Source organism: Luteibacter aegosomatissinici (genome assembly GCF_023078495.1).
In the GTDB taxonomy this organism is placed as follows: Bacteria; Pseudomonadota; Gammaproteobacteria; order Xanthomonadales; family Rhodanobacteraceae; genus Luteibacter; species Luteibacter aegosomatissinici.
Genome location: NZ_CP095742.1, coordinates 3,726,969 through 3,744,084, shown reverse-complemented (window position 1 = coordinate 3,744,084; position 17,116 = coordinate 3,726,969). Strand labels below are relative to the sequence as shown.

Here is a 17,116-nt window from a genome sequence, read left to right as displayed (position 1 = left end):
GGGGTTGGCAGGGTAATTGCTTAAGTTGCCCCGGGTGGCCCTGCGCGCAGGGTCACCCGTCGGCAAATTGGCGCCCAGGGCAGTGAGGCGTCTTCTAAGGAGAGTCTCGTGTCCACCAATCCGATCACCCTGGGTTCCAGCTCGATCGACGTAGCGTCGATCGTTTCCAACCTCGTGGCGAACAAGCGCGCAGCGAAAGACAAGCAGCTTTCCGACGCCAGCACCACCAACACCACCCAGATTTCGGCCATCGGCAACTTCACGTCGTCGCTGACCAGCCTGCAGAGCGCCATCAAGGCGCTGACCGATGGTTCCGCGTTCACCACGCAGAAAACCTCGGTGGGCGACTCCACCATTCTCTCTGCCTCTGCCGACGACACGGCGGTGCCCGGCAACTACAACATCGTGGTGAGCAAGCTCGCCACGGCCCAGAAAACGACGTCAAGCGCCATTTCCAGCTCCACAGCCGCCGTGGGCAGCGGCACGCTGACCATTTCGGTCGGCGGCAAGTCCATGAGCCTGGACATCGGCACCACGGGCAACTCGCTCCAGGATATCCGCGACAAGATCAACAAAGCATCGGATAACCCGGGCGTCTCGGCCAGTATCGTGACGGGTAAGGACGGTGCGCACCTCGTGCTGAACTCCACGTCGACCGGTGCGGCCAATGCCTTCACGGTCACCGCGAGCGGCGGCGATGGTGGCCTTTCGCAGCTGGCCTTCGACCCTGCGACGGGAACCCCGACGACCAAGGCTCAGGACGCCGAGTTCACGATCGACGGCACGGATGTGACCAGTGCCACGAACACGGTCGCGTCCGCCCTCGATGGCGTGACCCTCACGCTGACCAAGGAAGGCAGCAGCAGCGTCAGCATCACCAACGACACCTCGGCGGTGACCACGGCCATGCAGAGCCTGGTCACGGCGTATAACTCGTTTGTCTCCACCTACCAGACCCTGACCAAGTACGACTCGACCAATAACCAGGTCGGCGCCCTCATCGGCGACGCCACGGTCATGTCGCTGAAGAGCCAGGTCACCAACCTGCTGGGCGGGCAGGGCGTTTCGTCCAACGGCGGCCCCAGTTCGCTGAGCGACCTGGGCGTGTCGTTCCAGGTCGATGGCACCCTGGCCTTCGATTCCAGCAAGCTGACCAAGTTCATGGCCTCCAATCCCAAGGAGACCCAGAACCTGCTTAGTGGCGATAACGGCATTGCGCCGAAGCTCGACAAACTCATTACGAGCTGGACCTCCAGCTCGGGCATCCTCACCCAGCGCACCGCCAACCTGAATCAGAAGGCGAAGGACATTGCGCAGCAGCAGTCGGACTACGACGTGACGATGCAGGACTACACCACGCGGCTCACGACGCAGTACACGGCGCTGGACACCATGATGACCAAGCTCAGCAGCACCAGCAGCTATCTCCAGCAGCAGTTCGATTCGCTGAACAACTCGAACAAGTAAGCCAGGCAGGAACGATAAGACATGGCACTGGGATACTCCCGCGGCGCAGGCGCCTACCAGCAGATCCGCACCGGCGGCGGCATCGAATCCGCTGACGCGCACGGCCTGATCACCCTCCTGATGGATGGCGCCCTCGAGCGCATCCGCCTGGCAGTCGCGTGCATCGCCACCGGCAACGTTGCTTCGCGCGGCGAAGCCATCTCCAAGGCCATCGAAATCATCGGTGGCCTGCAGGCCGCCCTGAACCACGATATCGAGACCACGCTGGTCGAGCGCCTCGATGCGCTGTATGACTACATGAGCCGCCGCCTGCTGTTCGCCAACCTCCATGCCGATACGCTGGCCCTGGAGGAAGTGGCGACGTTGCTTGGCCAGGTTCGTGATAGCTGGGTAGCCATTCCGGCGGAAGATCGCCAGGCGGTAGGGGCAGGGGCATGAACACCGTCGCTTTCTGTGACCTCGATCGGGTCCTTTCGCTCACGGAGGCCATGCATCACGCCGCTTCCGAAGGGCGCTGGGACGACCTCACCGAACTGGATGCTGAGCGGGACCCCGTGCTTCGCGCCGGCACCATGCGCCCAGCCCCGGAAACCCTGGAGTCACTCAAGTCCATCATGCTGATGGATAACCTCATCAAGGATCTGGTCTCCGCCGCACGCGACGAGACGGCGCTGGCCCTCGATGCCGGGCGCCGGGTCCGTAAGGCAGTCGCTGCGTATACTTCGTTCTGATCTTCCCAAACGGGGGCGGGCCCATGAGCGATGTAGCGTGGAAGACATTTTCCGAACGTGTGACCTGGGATGGCCGGTTTCACGCTACGTGTGAGCCCGCCGCACCCCCGGCTGCGGCCGCGCTGGCCTCCATCAACGACCGTAACGCCAACGTCCTGGTGGCCGTCGCCGCCCTGATGGACCGCCGCGTGGATATCGGCGAGGACGACAATGCCCTCAGCCAGGAAGTGGCCAGGCTGGACGCCAAGCTCAACGTCCTGATGGAAATCGTGAATCGCCTTTTATTGCCCCAGTCGGCCCTGCCGCCGCGCATTTCCTTGCGCTTCAACGGCCTCGGGGCGGTCCTGCCCTGGGAGGGGCTGCCGCCGGTCGGCCAGCCGGTTCTGCTGAAACTCCACTTTGACGTGGTCCGGGCGCTCCCTCTTGAGCTACCGGGCATCCGCCAGGCCGGGCCCTTGGACGGCAAGGGCTTCGTGGCCTTCGAGGGCCTCTCCGAGCCGGTCCGTGACGAGATAGAAAGGCTGGTTTTTCGGCAGCATCGCCGCCAGGTGGCCGAGGCCCGGGCCCACGCTGCCCAAGGGTGACCTTTTACGTCACGTGACGTAAGAACGTCGCGTGTCTTCCTGCGTCACATTCGTGACGCGTGTCGTCAGCATTGACACTGACGCTCACTTTCGCGCTTTCACACGTTGCCGAAAAGGTTTTCCCTACACGGCCAGAGTGCGTTCCCTGACACGGTTTTCAGCCAACTTCCGTCGGAATTCCGACGTTGGCACGCTCCTTGATTGATACCTTGCAACGAAGGCGACGGGTTTCCAACACGGACCCGCCCCAGGGGCCTTCGACCCTTCTCTACGCGAGGTATATCCGGTGAAGTCGTCCAACTTTCTCGTCGTCGAATCCGACCCGTCCCGCGCCGATGCCATCGGCTCCGCGCTGGCCTTCCTCGGTTACCGCCCGGTGCTCGCCAACCGCATGCACGCGGCCGATGCGGGCGAGGCGTGGCGTGGTGCCTACGTCGGCACCGTCGATGACGAAGCGGAGCTGGAAGGCTTCCTGGCCCCGCTGGGCCGCCAGGCTCGCGAACTGCCCATGCTGGTGGCCGCCGATTCGCCGATCGCCACCTCGCTGATCGCCGACGACACCAACCAGAATGTCGAACTGATCGATATGCCGCTGCGCTACGAGCGCCTGTCCGAAGCGCTGCGCACCCTGCAGTCGAAGGTGCAGACGCCGGTCTCCAACCTGCGCTTCGTCGGCCAGTCGGGCCCGATGCAGCGGGTGAACTCGCTCATCCGCCAGGTGGCCCCGTTCGATTCCAGCGTACTGGTGCTGGGTGAATCCGGCAGCGGCAAGGAGCTGGTCGCCCGTACCATCCACGATTGCTCGCCGCGCCGCGATAAGCCGTTCGTCGCCATCAACTGCGGCGCCATTCCGGCCGAGTTGCTCGAAAGTGAACTGTTTGGCCACGAGAAGGGCGCGTTCACCGGCGCGATCAGCTCGCGCAAGGGCCGCTTCGAGCTGGCCGAAGGCGGCACGCTGTTCCTGGACGAAATCGGCGACATGAGCCTGCCCATGCAGGTGAAGCTGCTGCGCGTCCTGCAGGAGCGTGTGTTCGAGCGTGTGGGCGGCAACCGTGCGCAGCGTTGCGACGTTCGCATCATCGCCGCCACCCACCGCGATCTCGAGGGTTCGATCGAGCGTGGCACGTTCCGCGAAGATCTTTTCTACCGCTTGTCGGTGTTCCCGCTGGAAATGCCGCCGCTGCGCCAGCGCCTGGAAGACCTGCCGGCGCTTATTGCCGAATTCAACCAGCGCCTGGTCCAGCGTGGCCTGTCGTCGGTGCGCTTTACCCCCAGCGCCATGAACGCGCTGTGCCAGCACCCGTGGCCGGGCAACGTGCGGGAACTGTCCAACCTGGTCGAGCGCATGGCCATCCTCATGCCCCAGGGTGACGTTCGCGCCGCCGACCTGCCGGAAAAGTACCGCGGTGCCACGCCGGTTGAGGAAGTATCGGGGGCGGCCCTCATCGCCATGATGGAAGCCGAGCCGGAAATCACCGAGACGTTCCGCTATGGCGGTGAAGGCGACCCGTCGGTGCTGCCGCAGGGCGGCCTCGACCTGAAGGATCACCTTGCCGGTATCGAGATCGGCCTCATCCGCCAGGCGCTCGATTCGGCCAATGGTGTGGTGGCCCATGCCGCCAAGCTGCTGCGCGTCCAGCGCACCACGCTGGTCGAGAAGCTGCGCAAATACGGCCTTTCCGAGGCCGCGCAGGCCGGTTGATACCCTCCGGCTGGTTGGCATGGGTCGTGCTTGAAGTGTCGGTAAGACGATTACGCGTTGGAAAACCGTCATGACCACGATCGACGTCAACAGCCTGCTGCTTCAGATGCGCCGCATCAGTGCGCAAACCGAAATGCCCGCTATTCGCGGCGTGGGCGAAGCCGCCCCGGCGCAGAAGGGCGCTTTTGGCGATCTGCTCAAGCAGTCGATCAACAGCGTCAACGAAACACAGCAGAAGGCGGGTCAACTTTCCGCCGCGTTTGAGCGCGGTGACCCGGGCATCGATCTCGCCCAGGTCATGATCCAGGGCCAGAAAGCCGATCTCTCGTTCCGCGCCATGACCGAAGTGCGCAACAAGATGGTCGATGCGTACAAAGAAATCATGAACATGTCGATCTGATCGACGTGACCCGACTCACAGGACTGAACCCACACCATGGCTGATAACGGCGTCGCCACCACGGACACCAGCTCGGCATCGCGCATGCACTCGCTGAAGTCGCTTGCGCAGACGCCGGCCGCGCGCCAGCTGTTCATGCTGGCTGGCATCGCGGGTGCGGTGGCTATCGGTATTGCCGCGGTCATGTGGTCGCGTGCCCCCAACTACGGGCTGCTGTACGGCGGCCTGGAACAGAAGGATGCGGCGGCGGTCACCCAGGCCCTGCAGACCCAGAACGAGCCGTATACCCTCAGCACGGATGGCAGCTCCATCTTTGTTCCTGCGGCCGATGTGGCTGCCGTGCGGCTGAAGCTGGCTGGCCAGGGCTTGCCGCAGGGCACCGCCAGTGCGCAGCCGCAGGCCGATTCGCCGTTCGGCATGAGCGACATGGCCGAGCGCTCGCGTTACCAGTCGGCGCTCGAAGCCGATCTTGGCAACACCATCGCGGGGTTGCAGTCGGTGCGTGCGGCGCGCGTGCATCTGGCGCTGCCGAAGCCGTCGGCCTTTATTCGCGACAACAAGCCGGCCAGCGCATCGGTCGTCGTCACGCTTTACCCGGGGCGCACGCTCGACCAGGGTCAGGTGGCCGCAATCGTGCACCTTGTCGCGGCCAGCGTACCCGAGCTTGATACCCGCAACGTCTCGGTCATCGACCAGGGCGGCAGCCTGCTCACGCAGAACGATCCGGATAGCCCGGCCGCCATCGGCGATAACCGCCTGCGGCTGTCGAACCGCATTGAAGCCACGTACACGCAGCGCGTCGAAGATCTGCTCGCGCCGTTGGTCGGTGCGGGAAAGGTCCGCGCGCAGGTGTTCGCCGATCTCGACTTCTCCTCGACGGAGAAGGCCAGTGAGACCTTCAACCACGATAACCCGGCGCTGCGCAGCGAGCAGACCAGCAGCGATACGCGCACCGATCCGGCAGCGAATGGTGGCGTGCCTGGCGCGCTGAGTAACCAGCCGCCGAACGCGGGTGGTAACCCGACCGCGGCGAACCCCAATGCCGGCAAGCCAGCGGCGCCGGGGCAGGCAGCCACCACGCAGACAGTACAGACGCCCAGCCAGAAAACCGAAAGCGCGACGCGCAATTTCGAACTGGACCGCACCGTCAGCCACGTGACCGATCCAGCCGGCAAGGTCGCCCGCCTCACGGTCGCCGTGGTGGTCGATAACAAAACCGTTCCGGACAAGGACGGCAAGACGAAAAGCGTTCCGTTCACTCCGGAAGAACTGCAGCGCCTCACCGAACTCACCAAGAATGCCGTGGGCTTCAGCGCGGAGCGTGGCGATAGCGTCAGCGTGATCAACGAGCCGTTCCATGGCGTTGCCGCCGAAGAGGCGCCGCAGGGCCCCGCCTTCTGGGAACGCCCCGGCATGCTCGATCTGATCAAGCAGGGCCTCGGTGTCATGGTCGCCCTCATCGTCGGCTTCTTCGTGCTGCGCCCCATGCTGAAGGGCCTGCTCAAGCCCGCGCCGTCGACGGAGCAGGGCATGGCACTCGCCGGCCCCATGCCGACGGTTTCGGTCATGGTCGATGACGATGACATGACGCCGGATCGCTCGCATATCGCTTCCCAGGTCCAGCTCGGCGCACCGGCGCTGCTGGCGTACGAACAGAAAGTCGGCCTTGCCAAGCGGATGGCGGCCGAGAATCCGAAGCAGGTAGCACAGGTCGTGAAGAGCTGGGTGTCCGACGATGGCGGCTGAGTCCAAAGAGGCCCTGACGGGCGCACAGAAGGCCGCGATCCTTCTACTCACCCTGGGTGAGGAAGACGCCGCCAACATCCTCAAGCACCTCGGTGCGCGTGATGTGCAGGCGGTGGGTACCGCCATGGCGCAGCTGAAGAACGTCTCGAAGGAGCAAGTGGAGGTCGTCCTCACCAAGCTCCAGGAAGACGTGGGCCAGCACACCGCCATTGGCGTGGGTACCGAAGATTACATTCGCCGGATCCTGGTGAACGCCCTGGGCGAGAACAAAGCGGGCGGCCTTATCGACCGCATTCTCCTGGGTCGCAGCAGCAAGGGTCTGGAGTCGTTGAAGTGGATGGAAAGCCGCGCCATTGGCGAAATGATCAGCCAGGAACACCCGCAGATCATCGCCCTGGTGCTGGCGCACCTCGAGCCTGACCAGGCCGCGGAAGTGATCGGGTACCTGCCGGCACGTACGCGCAGCGACGTGGTGATGCGTATCGCCACGCTCGATGGCGTGCAGCCGCATGCGCTGAATGAACTCGATGAGATCATGGAACGCCAGTTCTCCGGCAACTCGAACAAGCTGAAGTCGGCGACGGTCGGTGGCCTCAAGGCAGCGGCCGATATCCTCAACGCGATGGAAACCTCGCGCGAGGCCGAGCTGATGAGCTCGATCCGTGGCATTGATACCGGCCTGGGCGATCGCATCGAAGAACTCATGTTCGTCTTCGATGACCTGGCTGAACTGGATGACCGCAGCATGCAGGTGCTCCTGCGTGAAGTGCCGTCGGCGCGCCTCATTACCGCGCTGAAGGGCGCCGATGCGGCAATCCGTGAAAAGATCTTCGCCAACATGTCCAAGCGCGCCGCGGATATGTTGCGCGACGACCTGGAAGTGAAGGGCCCCGTACGCCTGTCCGAAGTGGATGCGGCGCAGAAAGAAGTGCTGGCTACCGCGCGCCGCCTGGCTGATGCGGGCCAGATCAATCTCGCTGGCGGCGGGGAAGAATTCGTCTGATGAGCCTTACCTCTATCCTCTCGCGTGAACGCGTCGACCAGTTCGAGCGCTGGGAGCTGCCCGTTGTCGGGGGCGTACCGGTGCAGCATGCGGATGAGGCCGAGGAAGACGATGTCCCCCATCGCCCGACGGTTGCCGAAATCGAAGCCATCGAGCGCCAGGCGCGCGAAGAGGGTTTCAACGCGGGCCTGAATGAAGGCCGGGCGATGGCCAAGCGCGAGCTTGCCGCGCACGTCGCGCGCCTGGATGCGCTGTTTGCCGCCGTAGAGCGCCCGTTCGCGGAACTTGATAACGATGTGGCAGGCGATCTGGCCGCGCTAGCGACGCTTATTGCCGAGCGCGTGCTGGGCTACGACATTGCAACCCGCCCCGAAAAAATCCTTGATGTGGTGCACCAGGCCGTTGACGTGCTGCCGGCGGGTTCGCGCCACCTGAAAATCCACCTGAACCCGGCCGATGCCGCGCTGGTTCGCGAGCACCGCTCCGCGGTGGATCACGAAGGCAGCATCGTTGACGACGCTGCGCTCGAGCGCGGCGATGTACGTCTGGAAAGCGAGCACTCGCGGCTCGATGCACGCGTGCGCACCCGCCTGGTGGCCGTGATCGATAGCGTTCTCACCGGGCAGATCGCCGATGATGCCGAAGGCGATGAGGCGGGCGAGGTTGTTTCACCGTGAACGCCGAGAATCACAAGGCCACCCGTACCGCGCACTGGCGCGATGCACTGGCCGTGCAGCGCGCAAACGTCGAGCGGGTTCGCCCGTTGCAGGCGGAGGGTAAGCTGCGCCGCGTGGTGGGCCTTACGCTCGAGGCCGTGGGCTGCGAGGCCCCTGTAGGCTCGCGTTGCATGGTGGCCGGTGCCGATGGCAAGCAGCTGGAAACCGAGGTGGTGGGGTTTTCCGATGGCCGCCTGTTGCTGATGCCCACGGGCGAGATGCACGGCGTGCTCCCGAACGCCCGGGTGACGCCAGTCGCCTCTGTCTCCGGTATCCCCGTGGGGGACTCGCTGCTGGGCCGGGTCATCGGCCCGGATGGTGTGCCGCTGGATGGCATGGGCCCGCTGCTTGCGCGTGACCGTGCGCCGCTGCGCCGGGATCCGATCAACCCCATGCTGCGCCAGCCCATCGATACGCCGCTCGATACCGGCGTTCGCGCCATCAATTCGCTGCTCACCGTAGGGCGAGGCCAGCGTATTGGCTTGTTCGCAGGCTCGGGCGTGGGCAAATCCACGCTCATGGGCATGATGACGCGCTTCACCAACGCTGACGTGGTCGTGGTGGGCCTGATCGGCGAGCGTGGCCGCGAAGTCAAGGAATTCGTCGACCACACGCTGGGTGAAGAGGGCCGTCGCCGCGCCGTGGTCATTGCCGCGCCCGCCGATGCGCCGCCACTTTCGCGTTTGCGGGGCGCCCAGGTGGCCACCGCGGTAGCGGAGCATTTCCGCGACCAGGGCCTGAAAGTGCTGCTCCTGATGGATTCGCTGACCCGCTACGCCCAGGCCCAGCGTGAGATCGCACTCGCCATCGGCGAGCCGCCGGCCACCAAGGGTTATCCGCCGTCCGTGTTCGCCATGCTGCCCGCGCTGGTCGAGCGTGCGGGAAACGATGCGCAAGGCCGCGGTTCGATCACCGCGTTCTACACCGTGCTTACCGAGGGCGACGATTACCGGCACGATCCGATCGCCGACTCTGCGCGCGCGATTCTCGACGGCCACATCGTGCTCTCGCGCGATCTGGCCGAGGCGGGGCATTACCCGGCCATCGATATCGAAGCGTCGATCAGCCGCGTGATGCACTCGGTGGTGAGCAAGGATCACATGCGTGCGGCGCAACGTTTCCGCCAGGTGTATTCGGCGTATCGCCAGCAACGCGACCTCATCGCCGTGGGCGCCTACAAGCAGGGCAGCGATCCGCGGACCGACGAGGCCATCGCGCTTTACCCCAGGTTGTCAGCCTTCCTGCAGCAGGAAACCGATGTCCCTGTTTACCTCGATGAGGCCGAAGCCGGCCTTGTCGACGCCGCGAAGGCCAGCTGATGCCGTCCCGTGCCGACCGCCTGCAGCCCGTCGTGGACCTTGCCGCGGAGAAGGCGGAGGAGGCGACGCGTGCATTGGCCGTGCAGCAGCGCGCCGTGGCCGATGCCGAGCAGCAGCTCGCGGAATTACGCCGCTACCGTAATGAATACGCCGAGATGCCTTCGGGCATAGGCGTCGCCGAGCTGCTCAACCGGCAGCAGTTCCTGCAGAAGATCGACATGGCCATCGTGCAGCAGTTGGGTGAGGTGCAGCGCCGCGAGCGCGCCCTCGAGCGTGCGCGTGGCGACTGGGCCGAGGCGCGCGGCCGCGCGAAGGCACTGGATTCGGTTACCGCAAAGTATCGCGAACAGGAACGCAAGACCCAGGATCGCCGGGAGCAGGAACAAGCCGACGAACGCTCCCAGTACCGCCGTACCCCAAGGCGGGAGGCATGACGTGCGCCACGCTACGCCTCCCGTCGATCGACCCTATCGAGCCAAACGCATGAACAACGCTTCGCTTCTCCTCAACGCGGCCCGGCCCACGGCTGCCACGCATACCTCGTCGACCGGAAACGCGTCGACCCAGGGCGCGTCGGCGAACGACGCGACCACGGCGCGCAATGGCTTCGACCATGCACTGGACGCGGCGCGCGCGGAAACGCATCAGCAGACCGCGACGCACACCGCGGCGGCCACCCACAACGCATCCGATACCCATAAGCCGGCGGCTAACCATCGGGATTCGGACACGAAAAACGAAGCGAAAGCCCCTGCGGATAAGCCGGCCAGCAAGGCGTCGGGCACGAAGGGCGATGACGCCTCGACGGATAAGGATGACGATGCCGACGCCAAGGACGATACCAACGGCTCGGGCGACACATCGTTGGCGTCCTCCATGCTCGCGCTTATCGGTGTGCCGGTGCAGGTCACCCAGGTGGCTGCAGCGGCGCTTGGGGCTGCCAAGGGCGTTGCCACCGGCAACCCTGCGGAAGCCCTGGCGGCCCTCACGGGCGGCAAGGGTGAACCGGCCGATGCGGCGGCCGCCGCAAAGGACGGCGGTTTGAATGCACTACCTGCGGCTACCGCGGGCGCGGGCGATACCGCGGCAGTCGCCGCCTCGCCGTTCGCAACGTTGTTGGCTACCGAGGGCGCCACGACGCATGCGGGCAAGGATGACGCAAAGACCGCGGACCTGACGGCTGCCAGCCCCATGCCGCTCGCGCATGCAGGCCAGGCGAGCCAGGCCAACGGCCCGGTGCAGTTGCAGGCCACGCAGGCAGCCACATCGCCGCAGTTCTCCCAGGAACTGGGTGAGCAGATTTCGTGGATGAGTTCGGCCGCCGGTGACGTGAAGGAAGCGCGCATCAAGTTGCACCCGGAAGAGCTGGGCAGCATGGATGTGCGCGTGAACGTCGATGGGGGCAAGGTGAACGTGGCGATCATGGCGCAGCACCCGGCGGCCGTGCATGCCGTGCAGCAGACGCTCTCCAACCTGGACAGCATGCTGGCGCACCACGGCCTTTCGCTCGGTAACGCCGAGGTCAACCAGGGCGGCGCGCAGCAACAGAATGGCGGCAACCCGGGGCAGGGGCAGGGCGGCACGGCCGGCCAAGCCGAAACCGGCGCCGATACGCTGGTGACCGCCGCTACCTCGCGCGTGTCTCGCGGCCTGGTGGATGAGGTGGCGTGACTCACGGGCGTGACGTAATGACGTCACGCGTCAATTTTCCGCCAACCACGTCAATACGTGCCGTTGGCCGAAAAACGCTTTGAAATGCGGGTTGGGCTGGCCTCTCACCTACTGTGCTTCATGGCACGCCGCTTGCAACAATACCTGCGGGGCCCAGGGGGCCAGCCACACAACGCATCCGCATCAATGAGGTTTCACCCGCATGGCCACGGCAAAGAAAGAAGGCGAAGTCGTTAAGAAGAAGGGCAAGGGCAAGTTGCTGATCATCGTCGCGCTCCTCGTGCTGGCGGCTGGCGGCGGCGGTGCTTTCTTCATGCTGAAGGGCGGCCACCCGAAGAGCGCCGAACAGGCCGCCGCGGATGCCGCCAAGGCCAAGCCTGCCGTTTACCTGCAGCTCGATCCGGCCTTCGTCGTTAACTTCCAGGACGAGGCCGCGCTGCGCTTCCTCCAGGTCGGCGTCAACGTCATGTCGCACGATCCGGAAGCGATCGCCGCCGCGAAAGAGGCCGATCCGGAGATCCGCAACGCCCTGCTCATGCTGTTTTCGGCCCAGGATGTGAAATCGCTTTCCGACGTGAAGGGCAAGCAGAAGCTCCAGGCGGCTGCCCTGGCGGAAGTCCAGCGCGTGCTGAAGGAAAAGATTGGCCGCCCGGGCGTCGATGCCCTGTATTTCACCAGCTTCATCATGCAGTGACGGGAGCCGTCCGGCCATGAGCGATATCCTCACCCAGGAAGAAATCGACGCCCTGCTGGCGGGCGTGGAGGGCGGTTCCGTCGAAACGGAACTCGAGCCGCCGCCGCCCCCGGGCTCGATACTCGATTACGATTTCACCCAGCAGGACCGTATTGTTCGCGGGCGCCTGCCGACCCTTGAAATGGTCAATGACCGTTTCGCCCGTTATTTCCGCGCCAACCTGTTCAACGTGCTGCGCAAGTCGTGCGAAGTCTCGGTGCTGGGCGTGAAGATGACCAAGTTCAACGAGTACGTCCATTCGCTGGCCGTGCCGAGCAACCTGAACCTGGTGCGCATCAAGCCCCTGCGCGGTACCGCGCTCATGGTGTTCGAGCCGCGCCTGGTATTTACGGTCATCGATAACTTTTTCGGCGGTGATGGCCGTTTCCATGCGCGCATCGAAGGCCGGGATTTCACCCCGACAGAAAATCGCGTGATCCAGATCGTGCTGGCCGAGGCGTTCGGCGCCATGGCCGAGGCCTGGGCGCCGGTGCTGAAGATGCAGTTCGAGTTCCTGAATTCCGAGATCAATCCGCAGTTCGCCAATATCGTCAGCCCGACCGAGACGGTGGTCGTCTCGCGTTTCCACGTGGAGCTTGACGGCGGCGGTGGTGAAATCCACCTGACCCTTCCGTATTCCATGGTGGAGCCGATCCGTGAGTTGCTGGATGCCGGCGTGCAGAGCGACCGGGCAGAGCGCGATGAGCGCTGGATCCAGAACCTGCACGAGGAAATCCTGGACGCCGAGGTCGAAGTCACCTCCATGCTGGCCGAGGCCCGCCTGACCATCGGCGACTTCCTTCACCTGCGCAAGGGCGACATCATCCCCATCAGCATGCCGGACCTGGCGACGGTCTTTGCCGAAGACGTGCCTATTTTCCGCGGACGCATGGCGAACGCGGCTGGCAACAAGGCCGTGCAGTTCGAAAGCCACATGCGCCGATCGGGCGTCAAGCCGGCCCCGCTGCCGACCGCGACCCCCGAACCCGCCTGATTGGTGTTGCCCGGCCCCCGCGCCGGCCCCTCCTGTAGGAGCGCGCTTGCGCGCGATTGGGTGCTCGCCGCGAGCACCCAATCGCGCAAGCGCGCTCCTACATTTGTTTCGGCACCACGCACGGATCACCGGTGGGTTTTTACGACGTCAACTGACCGTCACGGTGACTAACTGCCGTCGAGCGTCAGGTTTCCGCCGTGACCGACATCCGGCCGAATATGTACCTTCGTTAAGCTGCTGAACCAGCAAGATAAAACGTCATTCCGCCACGTGCCAAAAGCATGGCACGCCGTTTGCTTCCATGGGTACGTCATCCCAGCAACGCACCGGATACTCGGACATGAACGAACCCACCATCCTCGAACCCGTCGACGGCGCCGCCGATCTCACCAAGAACATGGGCCTGGGCAGCGACGTCAATCTCGATGTCATCCTCGATGTCCCGGTCACCATGGCCATGGAAGTGGGCCGTACCAAGATCAGCATCCGTAACCTCCTCCAGCTCAACCAGGGCTCGGTGGTGGAACTCGACCGGGCTGCCGGCGAGCCGCTCGACGTCTTCGTGAACGGCACCCTCGTCGCCCATGGCGAGGTGGTGGTGATCAACGAGAAGTTCGGCATCCGCCTGACCGACGTGATCAGCCCGGCCGAACGCGTCCGCAAGCTCCGCTGAGGGCCGACCATGCGCCGCATCACCGCTGCCCTGATGGGTGGCTTCCTCCCTTGCGCCCTGCTGGCAGCCCCCGTGGCCGCGCCGGTGGCCGCGCCGGTGGCCGCGCCAGCCGTCGATTCAGGGGCGGAACTGGTCCGCGTCCTCATCAGCCTGCTGGGCGTCGTGGCGCTGATCTTCTTCGTCGGCTGGCTCAGCCGCCGCGCCCAGGCCCGTATCCGCCCGGGCGGCCGGAAGATCCGCGTCATCGAATCGCTGCCGGTGGGCATCAAGGAAAAGGTGATGCTGATCGAGGTGGGCGGAACGCAGCTGCTGGTGGGTGCTTCGCCGACCGGTGGCCTGCGCACGCTGCACGTCCTCGATACCCCGGTCCAGGAAGACGCCGCGCCACTCGACGGCCAGGCGCCCCGCGGTTTCCGCGACATCCTTTCCCAGTGGAAGCGTCCATGAAGTACCTGAAGTGGGGGCTGTTCCTGCTCCTCCTCCTTGCCCCGTACGCCGCCTTCGCCGCCGAGCCGCCGGGCATCCCCCTGGTGAACGTGCAGCCGGGCGCCAATGGCGGCCAGCAGTGGTCGCTATCCATCCAGATGCTGGCGCTGATGACGGCGCTGACGGTCCTCCCGGCGATCCTGCTGATGATGACCTCGTTCACCCGCATCATTATCGTGCTGGGTTTCCTGCGCCAGGCGCTGGGCACCAACAGCACGCCGCCGAACCAGGTGATCCTGGGCCTGTCCCTGTTCCTCACCCTGTTCGTCATGTCGCCGGTGCTGAACAAGGCGTACGACGCCGGCCTGAAGCCGTACATGGATGGGCAGATGAGCGTGCAGGATGCGCTGCCGGCCGCCGCCGCGCCGTTCAAGCACTTCATGCTCGAGCAGACCCGGGAACCCGATCTCCAGCTGTTCACCAAGCTGGCCGGTGAGCAGCCGTACGCCGACAAGGAAGCCGTGCCCTACCGCGTGGCGCTGCCGGCCTTCGTTACCAGCGAGCTGAAGACCGCGTTCCAGATGGGCTTCCTGCTGTTCATCCCGTTCCTGATCATCGATCTGGTCGTCGCCTCCATGCTCATGTCCATGGGCATGATGATGGTCTCGCCCATGATCATCTCGCTGCCGTTCAAGATCATGCTGTTCGTGCTGGTCGACGGCTGGACCTTGCTGCTTGGCACCCTGGCGGGGAGCTTCTTCCAGTGACGCCCGAATCCGTTATCGCTTTCGGCCAGCAGGCGCTGCATATCGCCATGCTGATTGGCGCGCCGCTCCTGCTCACCGCGCTGGCGGTGGGCCTCATCATCGGCATGGTGCAGGCCGCCACGCAGATCAACGAGCAGACGCTCAGCTTCATCCCGAAGCTGATCTGCATGGCGCTCGTGGCCATCATCACCGGCCCGTGGATGCTGCGCACCATGGTCGATTTCACCCGCACGCTCATCGAAAACCTGCCCCAGGCGGTGCGTTGATGCCGATCGAGCTCAGCCAGCTCGAAGGTTGGGTCGGTGGCGCGTGCTGGGCGATGGCGCGCATCTCCGGCCTGATGCTCGTGGCGCCCGTGCTGGGCTCCACGATGATCCCCACGCGGATCCGGCTGGGGCTCACCATCATGCTGACCATCGTGCTGGCGCCGCTGGCACCGCTGGATATCCGCCCGCTCTCCGCGGCGGGGGTCGCCACGCTTGCCCAGCAGATCCTCATCGGCGGCGCGCTGGGCTTCATCCTGAAGCTCGTGTTCGAAGCCGTGTCGTTTGGCGGCCAGTTCGTATCGCAGGCCATGAGCCTGGGCTTCGCCGAGGTGGTCAACCCCGGCGTAGGCGGTACCACGCCGGTGCTCAGTCAGTTCTACACCATGCTGGTCACGCTGCTGTTCCTGGTGATGAACGGGCATCTGCAACTGATCGACCTGCTCGCGGAGAGCTTCCGCAGCATGCCCGTAGGCGGGGATGGCATGGGCACCAACGGCTTGTGGGGCGTGCTCACGTTCGCCACCCACCTGTTCTCCGGCGCGGTACGCGTCGCGTTGCCCGCGCTCACGGCGCTGCTTATCGTGAATCTCGGGTTTGGCGCCATCAGCCGTTCGGCGCCGTCCATGAACCTGTTTGCGGTCGGCTTTCCGATCACCATTTGCCTTGGCATGGTCGCGGTCTGGCTTGCGCTGCGCGGCCTGCCCAGCGCTTTCGATTCGCTCACCACGGATGCATGGGAGACCATGCGCCAGCTCATCGGGAGGTAGGCCGTGAGCGAGGGTGCGGATAAGGAAGACAAAACCGAAGCCCCTAGTGATAAACGGCTTCGTGAATCCCGCGAAAAGGGCGAACTGCCGCGCTCGCGCGAACTTTCCACGGCCATCGTCGTGTTTGCCGGCGTGGCCATGCTCATCGCCTCGCACGCCCAGATGGCGACCCACGCCGCCAACATCATGCGCGTCGGCCTGAACTACGGCCGCGAAGACCTGTTCGCCGCCAATGGCCTGGAGCGCGCCCTGATGACGTGCGTGCTCGAGGCCCTGCGCATGCTGGGCCCGCTGTTCGCGGTGACCGTGGCCGCCTCGGTGGCCGCGCCGGCGTTGATGGGCGGCCTGAACTTCTCGTTTGAAGCGCTCGTGCCGAAGTTTGAGCGGCTGAACCCGATCGAGGGTTTCTCCCGCCTCGTATCGAAGAACGGCCTGGTCGAGCTGGGCAAATCCCTGCTGAAGCTGCTCCTGATCGGTGGCGCCCTGGCCTGGTACCTGCGCAAGAGCACCGTGGAGATGTACGCCGTCGGCTCCGGCCCGGTGGAGGAGGGTATCGCCCATGCCTTTGGCATGTTCGGCAGCGCCTCGCTCATCTTCGCGGTGGCCCTGGGCGCCATCGGCCTCATCGATGCGCCGTGGCAGAAGTACAGCTTCATGTCGAAGATGAAGATGACCAAGCAGGAAGTGAAGGACGAGCACAAGGAAAACGAGGGCTCGCCGGAACTGAAGTCAAAAATCCGCCAGATGCAGCACCAGATGGCCCGTCGCCGCATGATGGAAGACGTGCCCACGGCGGACGTCATCATCGCCAACCCGACGCACTTTTCGGTGGCCCTGAAGTACGACGAAAACCGCATGGGAGCGCCGCGCGTGGTGGCCAAGGGCATGGATGTGATCGCCCTGCAGATCCGGCAATTAGGCACGGATTCGAAGGTGCCTGTGGTGGAAGCGGCCCCGTTGGCACGAGCCTTGTATCACACGACGGAAATCGGACGCGAAATCCCCTCGGCCCTGTACGTGGCCGTGGCCCAGATCCTGGCCTACGTGTTCCGGTTGAAGCAGGCGATCGCCACCGGCGATCTCCCGCCCGATATGCCCCAGCAGGATATCGATCCGGAGCTGATGGGCCCCTACCGCATGGATAAGTGATT

20 protein-coding genes are annotated in these 17,116 nt (G+C 64.8%); all 20 read left to right on the top strand.

Annotation, left to right across the window (positions count from 1 at the left end; genetic code table 11):
- The first annotated feature begins 108 nt into the window (after positions 1–108).
- The 20 genes from fliD to flhB all read left to right on the top strand — a co-directional run bounded on the left by fliD (position 109) and on the right by flhB (position 17,114).
- The gene (fliD, locus tag L2Y97_RS16835) at positions 109–1,467 is read left to right on the top strand and encodes a flagellar filament capping protein FliD (protein ID WP_247428862.1); all 1,359 of its coding nucleotides are present in this window, start codon (positions 109–111) and stop codon (positions 1,465–1,467) included.
- Between the two features lie 21 nt (positions 1,468–1,488).
- Positions 1,489–1,905 carry a flagellar export chaperone FliS gene (gene fliS, locus L2Y97_RS16830; RefSeq protein WP_247428860.1) on the top strand — a complete coding sequence of 139 codons (417 nt, stop codon included), beginning with the start codon at positions 1,489–1,491 and terminating at the stop codon, positions 1,903–1,905.
- Positions 1,902–2,198, top strand: a complete 297-nt coding sequence (locus L2Y97_RS16825; protein WP_247428858.1) for a flagellar protein FliT — start codon at positions 1,902–1,904, stop codon at positions 2,196–2,198. The genes fliS and L2Y97_RS16825 overlap by 4 nt, the downstream gene beginning before the upstream one ends.
- 23 nt (positions 2,199–2,221) lie before the next feature.
- Positions 2,222–2,782: a PilZ domain-containing protein gene (locus L2Y97_RS16820; protein WP_247428856.1), complete on the top strand. Its 561-nt coding sequence runs from the start codon at positions 2,222–2,224 to the stop codon at positions 2,780–2,782.
- Between the two features lie 286 nt (positions 2,783–3,068).
- Positions 3,069–4,484, top strand: coding sequence for a sigma-54 dependent transcriptional regulator (locus L2Y97_RS16815; protein WP_247428854.1), 1,416 nt, complete (start codon positions 3,069–3,071; stop codon positions 4,482–4,484).
- Positions 4,485–4,554: 70 nt separating this feature from the next.
- Positions 4,555–4,884: a flagellar hook-basal body complex protein FliE gene (gene fliE / locus L2Y97_RS16810; RefSeq protein WP_247428853.1), complete on the top strand. Its 330-nt coding sequence runs from the start codon at positions 4,555–4,557 to the stop codon at positions 4,882–4,884.
- A 36-nt stretch (positions 4,885–4,920) separates the two neighbouring features.
- Entirely contained in the window at positions 4,921–6,630 is a 1,710-nt protein-coding gene (fliF, locus tag L2Y97_RS16805; RefSeq protein WP_247428851.1) for a flagellar basal-body MS-ring/collar protein FliF, read from the top strand.
- Positions 6,631–6,643: 13 nt separating this feature from the next.
- Entirely contained in the window at positions 6,644–7,633 is a 990-nt protein-coding gene (fliG, locus tag L2Y97_RS16800; protein WP_247436858.1) for a flagellar motor switch protein FliG, read from the top strand.
- The gene (locus tag L2Y97_RS16795) at positions 7,633–8,310 is read left to right on the top strand and encodes a FliH/SctL family protein (RefSeq protein ID WP_247428849.1); all 678 of its coding nucleotides are present in this window, start codon (positions 7,633–7,635) and stop codon (positions 8,308–8,310) included. The genes fliG and L2Y97_RS16795 overlap by 1 nt, the downstream gene beginning before the upstream one ends.
- A complete protein-coding gene (fliI, locus tag L2Y97_RS16790; RefSeq protein WP_425492777.1) occupies positions 8,307–9,668 on the top strand; it encodes a flagellar protein export ATPase FliI in 1,362 nt (453 codons plus the stop codon). Before L2Y97_RS16795 ends, fliI begins: the two co-directional genes overlap by 4 nt.
- Positions 9,668–10,102 carry a flagellar export protein FliJ gene (gene fliJ / locus L2Y97_RS16785; RefSeq protein ID WP_247428847.1) on the top strand — a complete coding sequence of 145 codons (435 nt, stop codon included), beginning with the start codon at positions 9,668–9,670 and terminating at the stop codon, positions 10,100–10,102. The genes fliI and fliJ overlap by 1 nt, the downstream gene beginning before the upstream one ends.
- Before the next feature lie 49 nt (positions 10,103–10,151).
- A complete protein-coding gene (locus tag L2Y97_RS16780) occupies positions 10,152–11,339 on the top strand; it encodes a flagellar hook-length control protein FliK (protein ID WP_247428845.1) in 1,188 nt (395 codons plus the stop codon).
- 202 nt (positions 11,340–11,541) lie between these two features.
- A complete protein-coding gene (locus L2Y97_RS16775) occupies positions 11,542–12,033 on the top strand; it encodes a flagellar basal body-associated FliL family protein (RefSeq protein WP_247428844.1) in 492 nt (163 codons plus the stop codon).
- 16 nt (positions 12,034–12,049) lie between these two features.
- Positions 12,050–13,066, top strand: coding sequence for a flagellar motor switch protein FliM (gene fliM / locus L2Y97_RS16770; protein WP_247428842.1), 1,017 nt, complete (start codon positions 12,050–12,052; stop codon positions 13,064–13,066).
- Positions 13,067–13,463: 397 nt separating this feature from the next.
- The gene (gene fliN, locus L2Y97_RS16765) at positions 13,464–13,739 is read left to right on the top strand and encodes a flagellar motor switch protein FliN (RefSeq protein WP_211352790.1); all 276 of its coding nucleotides are present in this window, start codon (positions 13,464–13,466) and stop codon (positions 13,737–13,739) included.
- A gap of 9 nt (positions 13,740–13,748) precedes the next feature.
- On the top strand, positions 13,749–14,186 hold the full coding sequence (gene fliO / locus L2Y97_RS16760) for a flagellar biosynthetic protein FliO (protein WP_247428840.1): 438 nt from the start codon (positions 13,749–13,751) through the stop codon (positions 14,184–14,186).
- Complete coding sequence (gene fliP / locus L2Y97_RS16755) at positions 14,183–14,932, top strand: flagellar type III secretion system pore protein FliP (protein WP_247428838.1); 750 nt, start codon at positions 14,183–14,185, stop codon at positions 14,930–14,932. Before fliO ends, fliP begins: the two co-directional genes overlap by 4 nt.
- Positions 14,929–15,198: a flagellar biosynthesis protein FliQ gene (gene fliQ / locus L2Y97_RS16750; RefSeq protein WP_247428836.1), complete on the top strand. Its 270-nt coding sequence runs from the start codon at positions 14,929–14,931 to the stop codon at positions 15,196–15,198. Before fliP ends, fliQ begins: the two co-directional genes overlap by 4 nt.
- Positions 15,198–15,965 carry a flagellar biosynthetic protein FliR gene (gene fliR / locus L2Y97_RS16745; RefSeq protein WP_247428834.1) on the top strand — a complete coding sequence of 256 codons (768 nt, stop codon included), beginning with the start codon at positions 15,198–15,200 and terminating at the stop codon, positions 15,963–15,965. Before fliQ ends, fliR begins: the two co-directional genes overlap by 1 nt.
- Positions 15,966–15,968: 3 nt before the next feature.
- Positions 15,969–17,114: a flagellar biosynthesis protein FlhB gene (gene flhB / locus L2Y97_RS16740; RefSeq protein ID WP_247428832.1), complete on the top strand. Its 1,146-nt coding sequence runs from the start codon at positions 15,969–15,971 to the stop codon at positions 17,112–17,114.
- Positions 17,115–17,116: the final 2 nt, after the last annotated feature.

Excerpts from the sequence above, each read along its gene's own strand:
- fliS (WP_247428860.1), top strand. The coding sequence starts at position 1,489 with ATGGCACTGGGATACTCCCGCGGCGCAGGCGCCTACCAGCAGATCCGC.
- L2Y97_RS16825 (WP_247428858.1), top strand. The coding sequence starts at position 1,902 with ATGAACACCGTCGCTTTCTGTGACCTCGATCGGGTCCTTTCGCTCACG.
- L2Y97_RS16820 (WP_247428856.1), top strand. The coding sequence starts at position 2,222 with ATGAGCGATGTAGCGTGGAAGACATTTTCCGAACGTGTGACCTGGGAT.
- fliE (WP_247428853.1), top strand. The coding sequence starts at position 4,555 with ATGACCACGATCGACGTCAACAGCCTGCTGCTTCAGATGCGCCGCATC.
- fliF (WP_247428851.1), top strand. The coding sequence starts at position 4,921 with ATGGCTGATAACGGCGTCGCCACCACGGACACCAGCTCGGCATCGCGC.
- L2Y97_RS16795 (WP_247428849.1), top strand. The coding sequence starts at position 7,633 with ATGAGCCTTACCTCTATCCTCTCGCGTGAACGCGTCGACCAGTTCGAG.
- fliJ (WP_247428847.1), top strand. The coding sequence starts at position 9,668 with ATGCCGTCCCGTGCCGACCGCCTGCAGCCCGTCGTGGACCTTGCCGCG.
- L2Y97_RS16780 (WP_247428845.1), top strand. The coding sequence starts at position 10,152 with ATGAACAACGCTTCGCTTCTCCTCAACGCGGCCCGGCCCACGGCTGCC.
- L2Y97_RS16775 (WP_247428844.1), top strand. The coding sequence starts at position 11,542 with ATGGCCACGGCAAAGAAAGAAGGCGAAGTCGTTAAGAAGAAGGGCAAG.
- fliM (WP_247428842.1), top strand. The coding sequence starts at position 12,050 with ATGAGCGATATCCTCACCCAGGAAGAAATCGACGCCCTGCTGGCGGGC.
- fliN (WP_211352790.1), top strand. The coding sequence starts at position 13,464 with ATGGGCCTGGGCAGCGACGTCAATCTCGATGTCATCCTCGATGTCCCG.
- fliO (WP_247428840.1), top strand. The coding sequence starts at position 13,749 with ATGCGCCGCATCACCGCTGCCCTGATGGGTGGCTTCCTCCCTTGCGCC.
- fliP (WP_247428838.1), top strand. The coding sequence starts at position 14,183 with ATGAAGTACCTGAAGTGGGGGCTGTTCCTGCTCCTCCTCCTTGCCCCG.
- fliR (WP_247428834.1), top strand. The coding sequence starts at position 15,198 with ATGCCGATCGAGCTCAGCCAGCTCGAAGGTTGGGTCGGTGGCGCGTGC.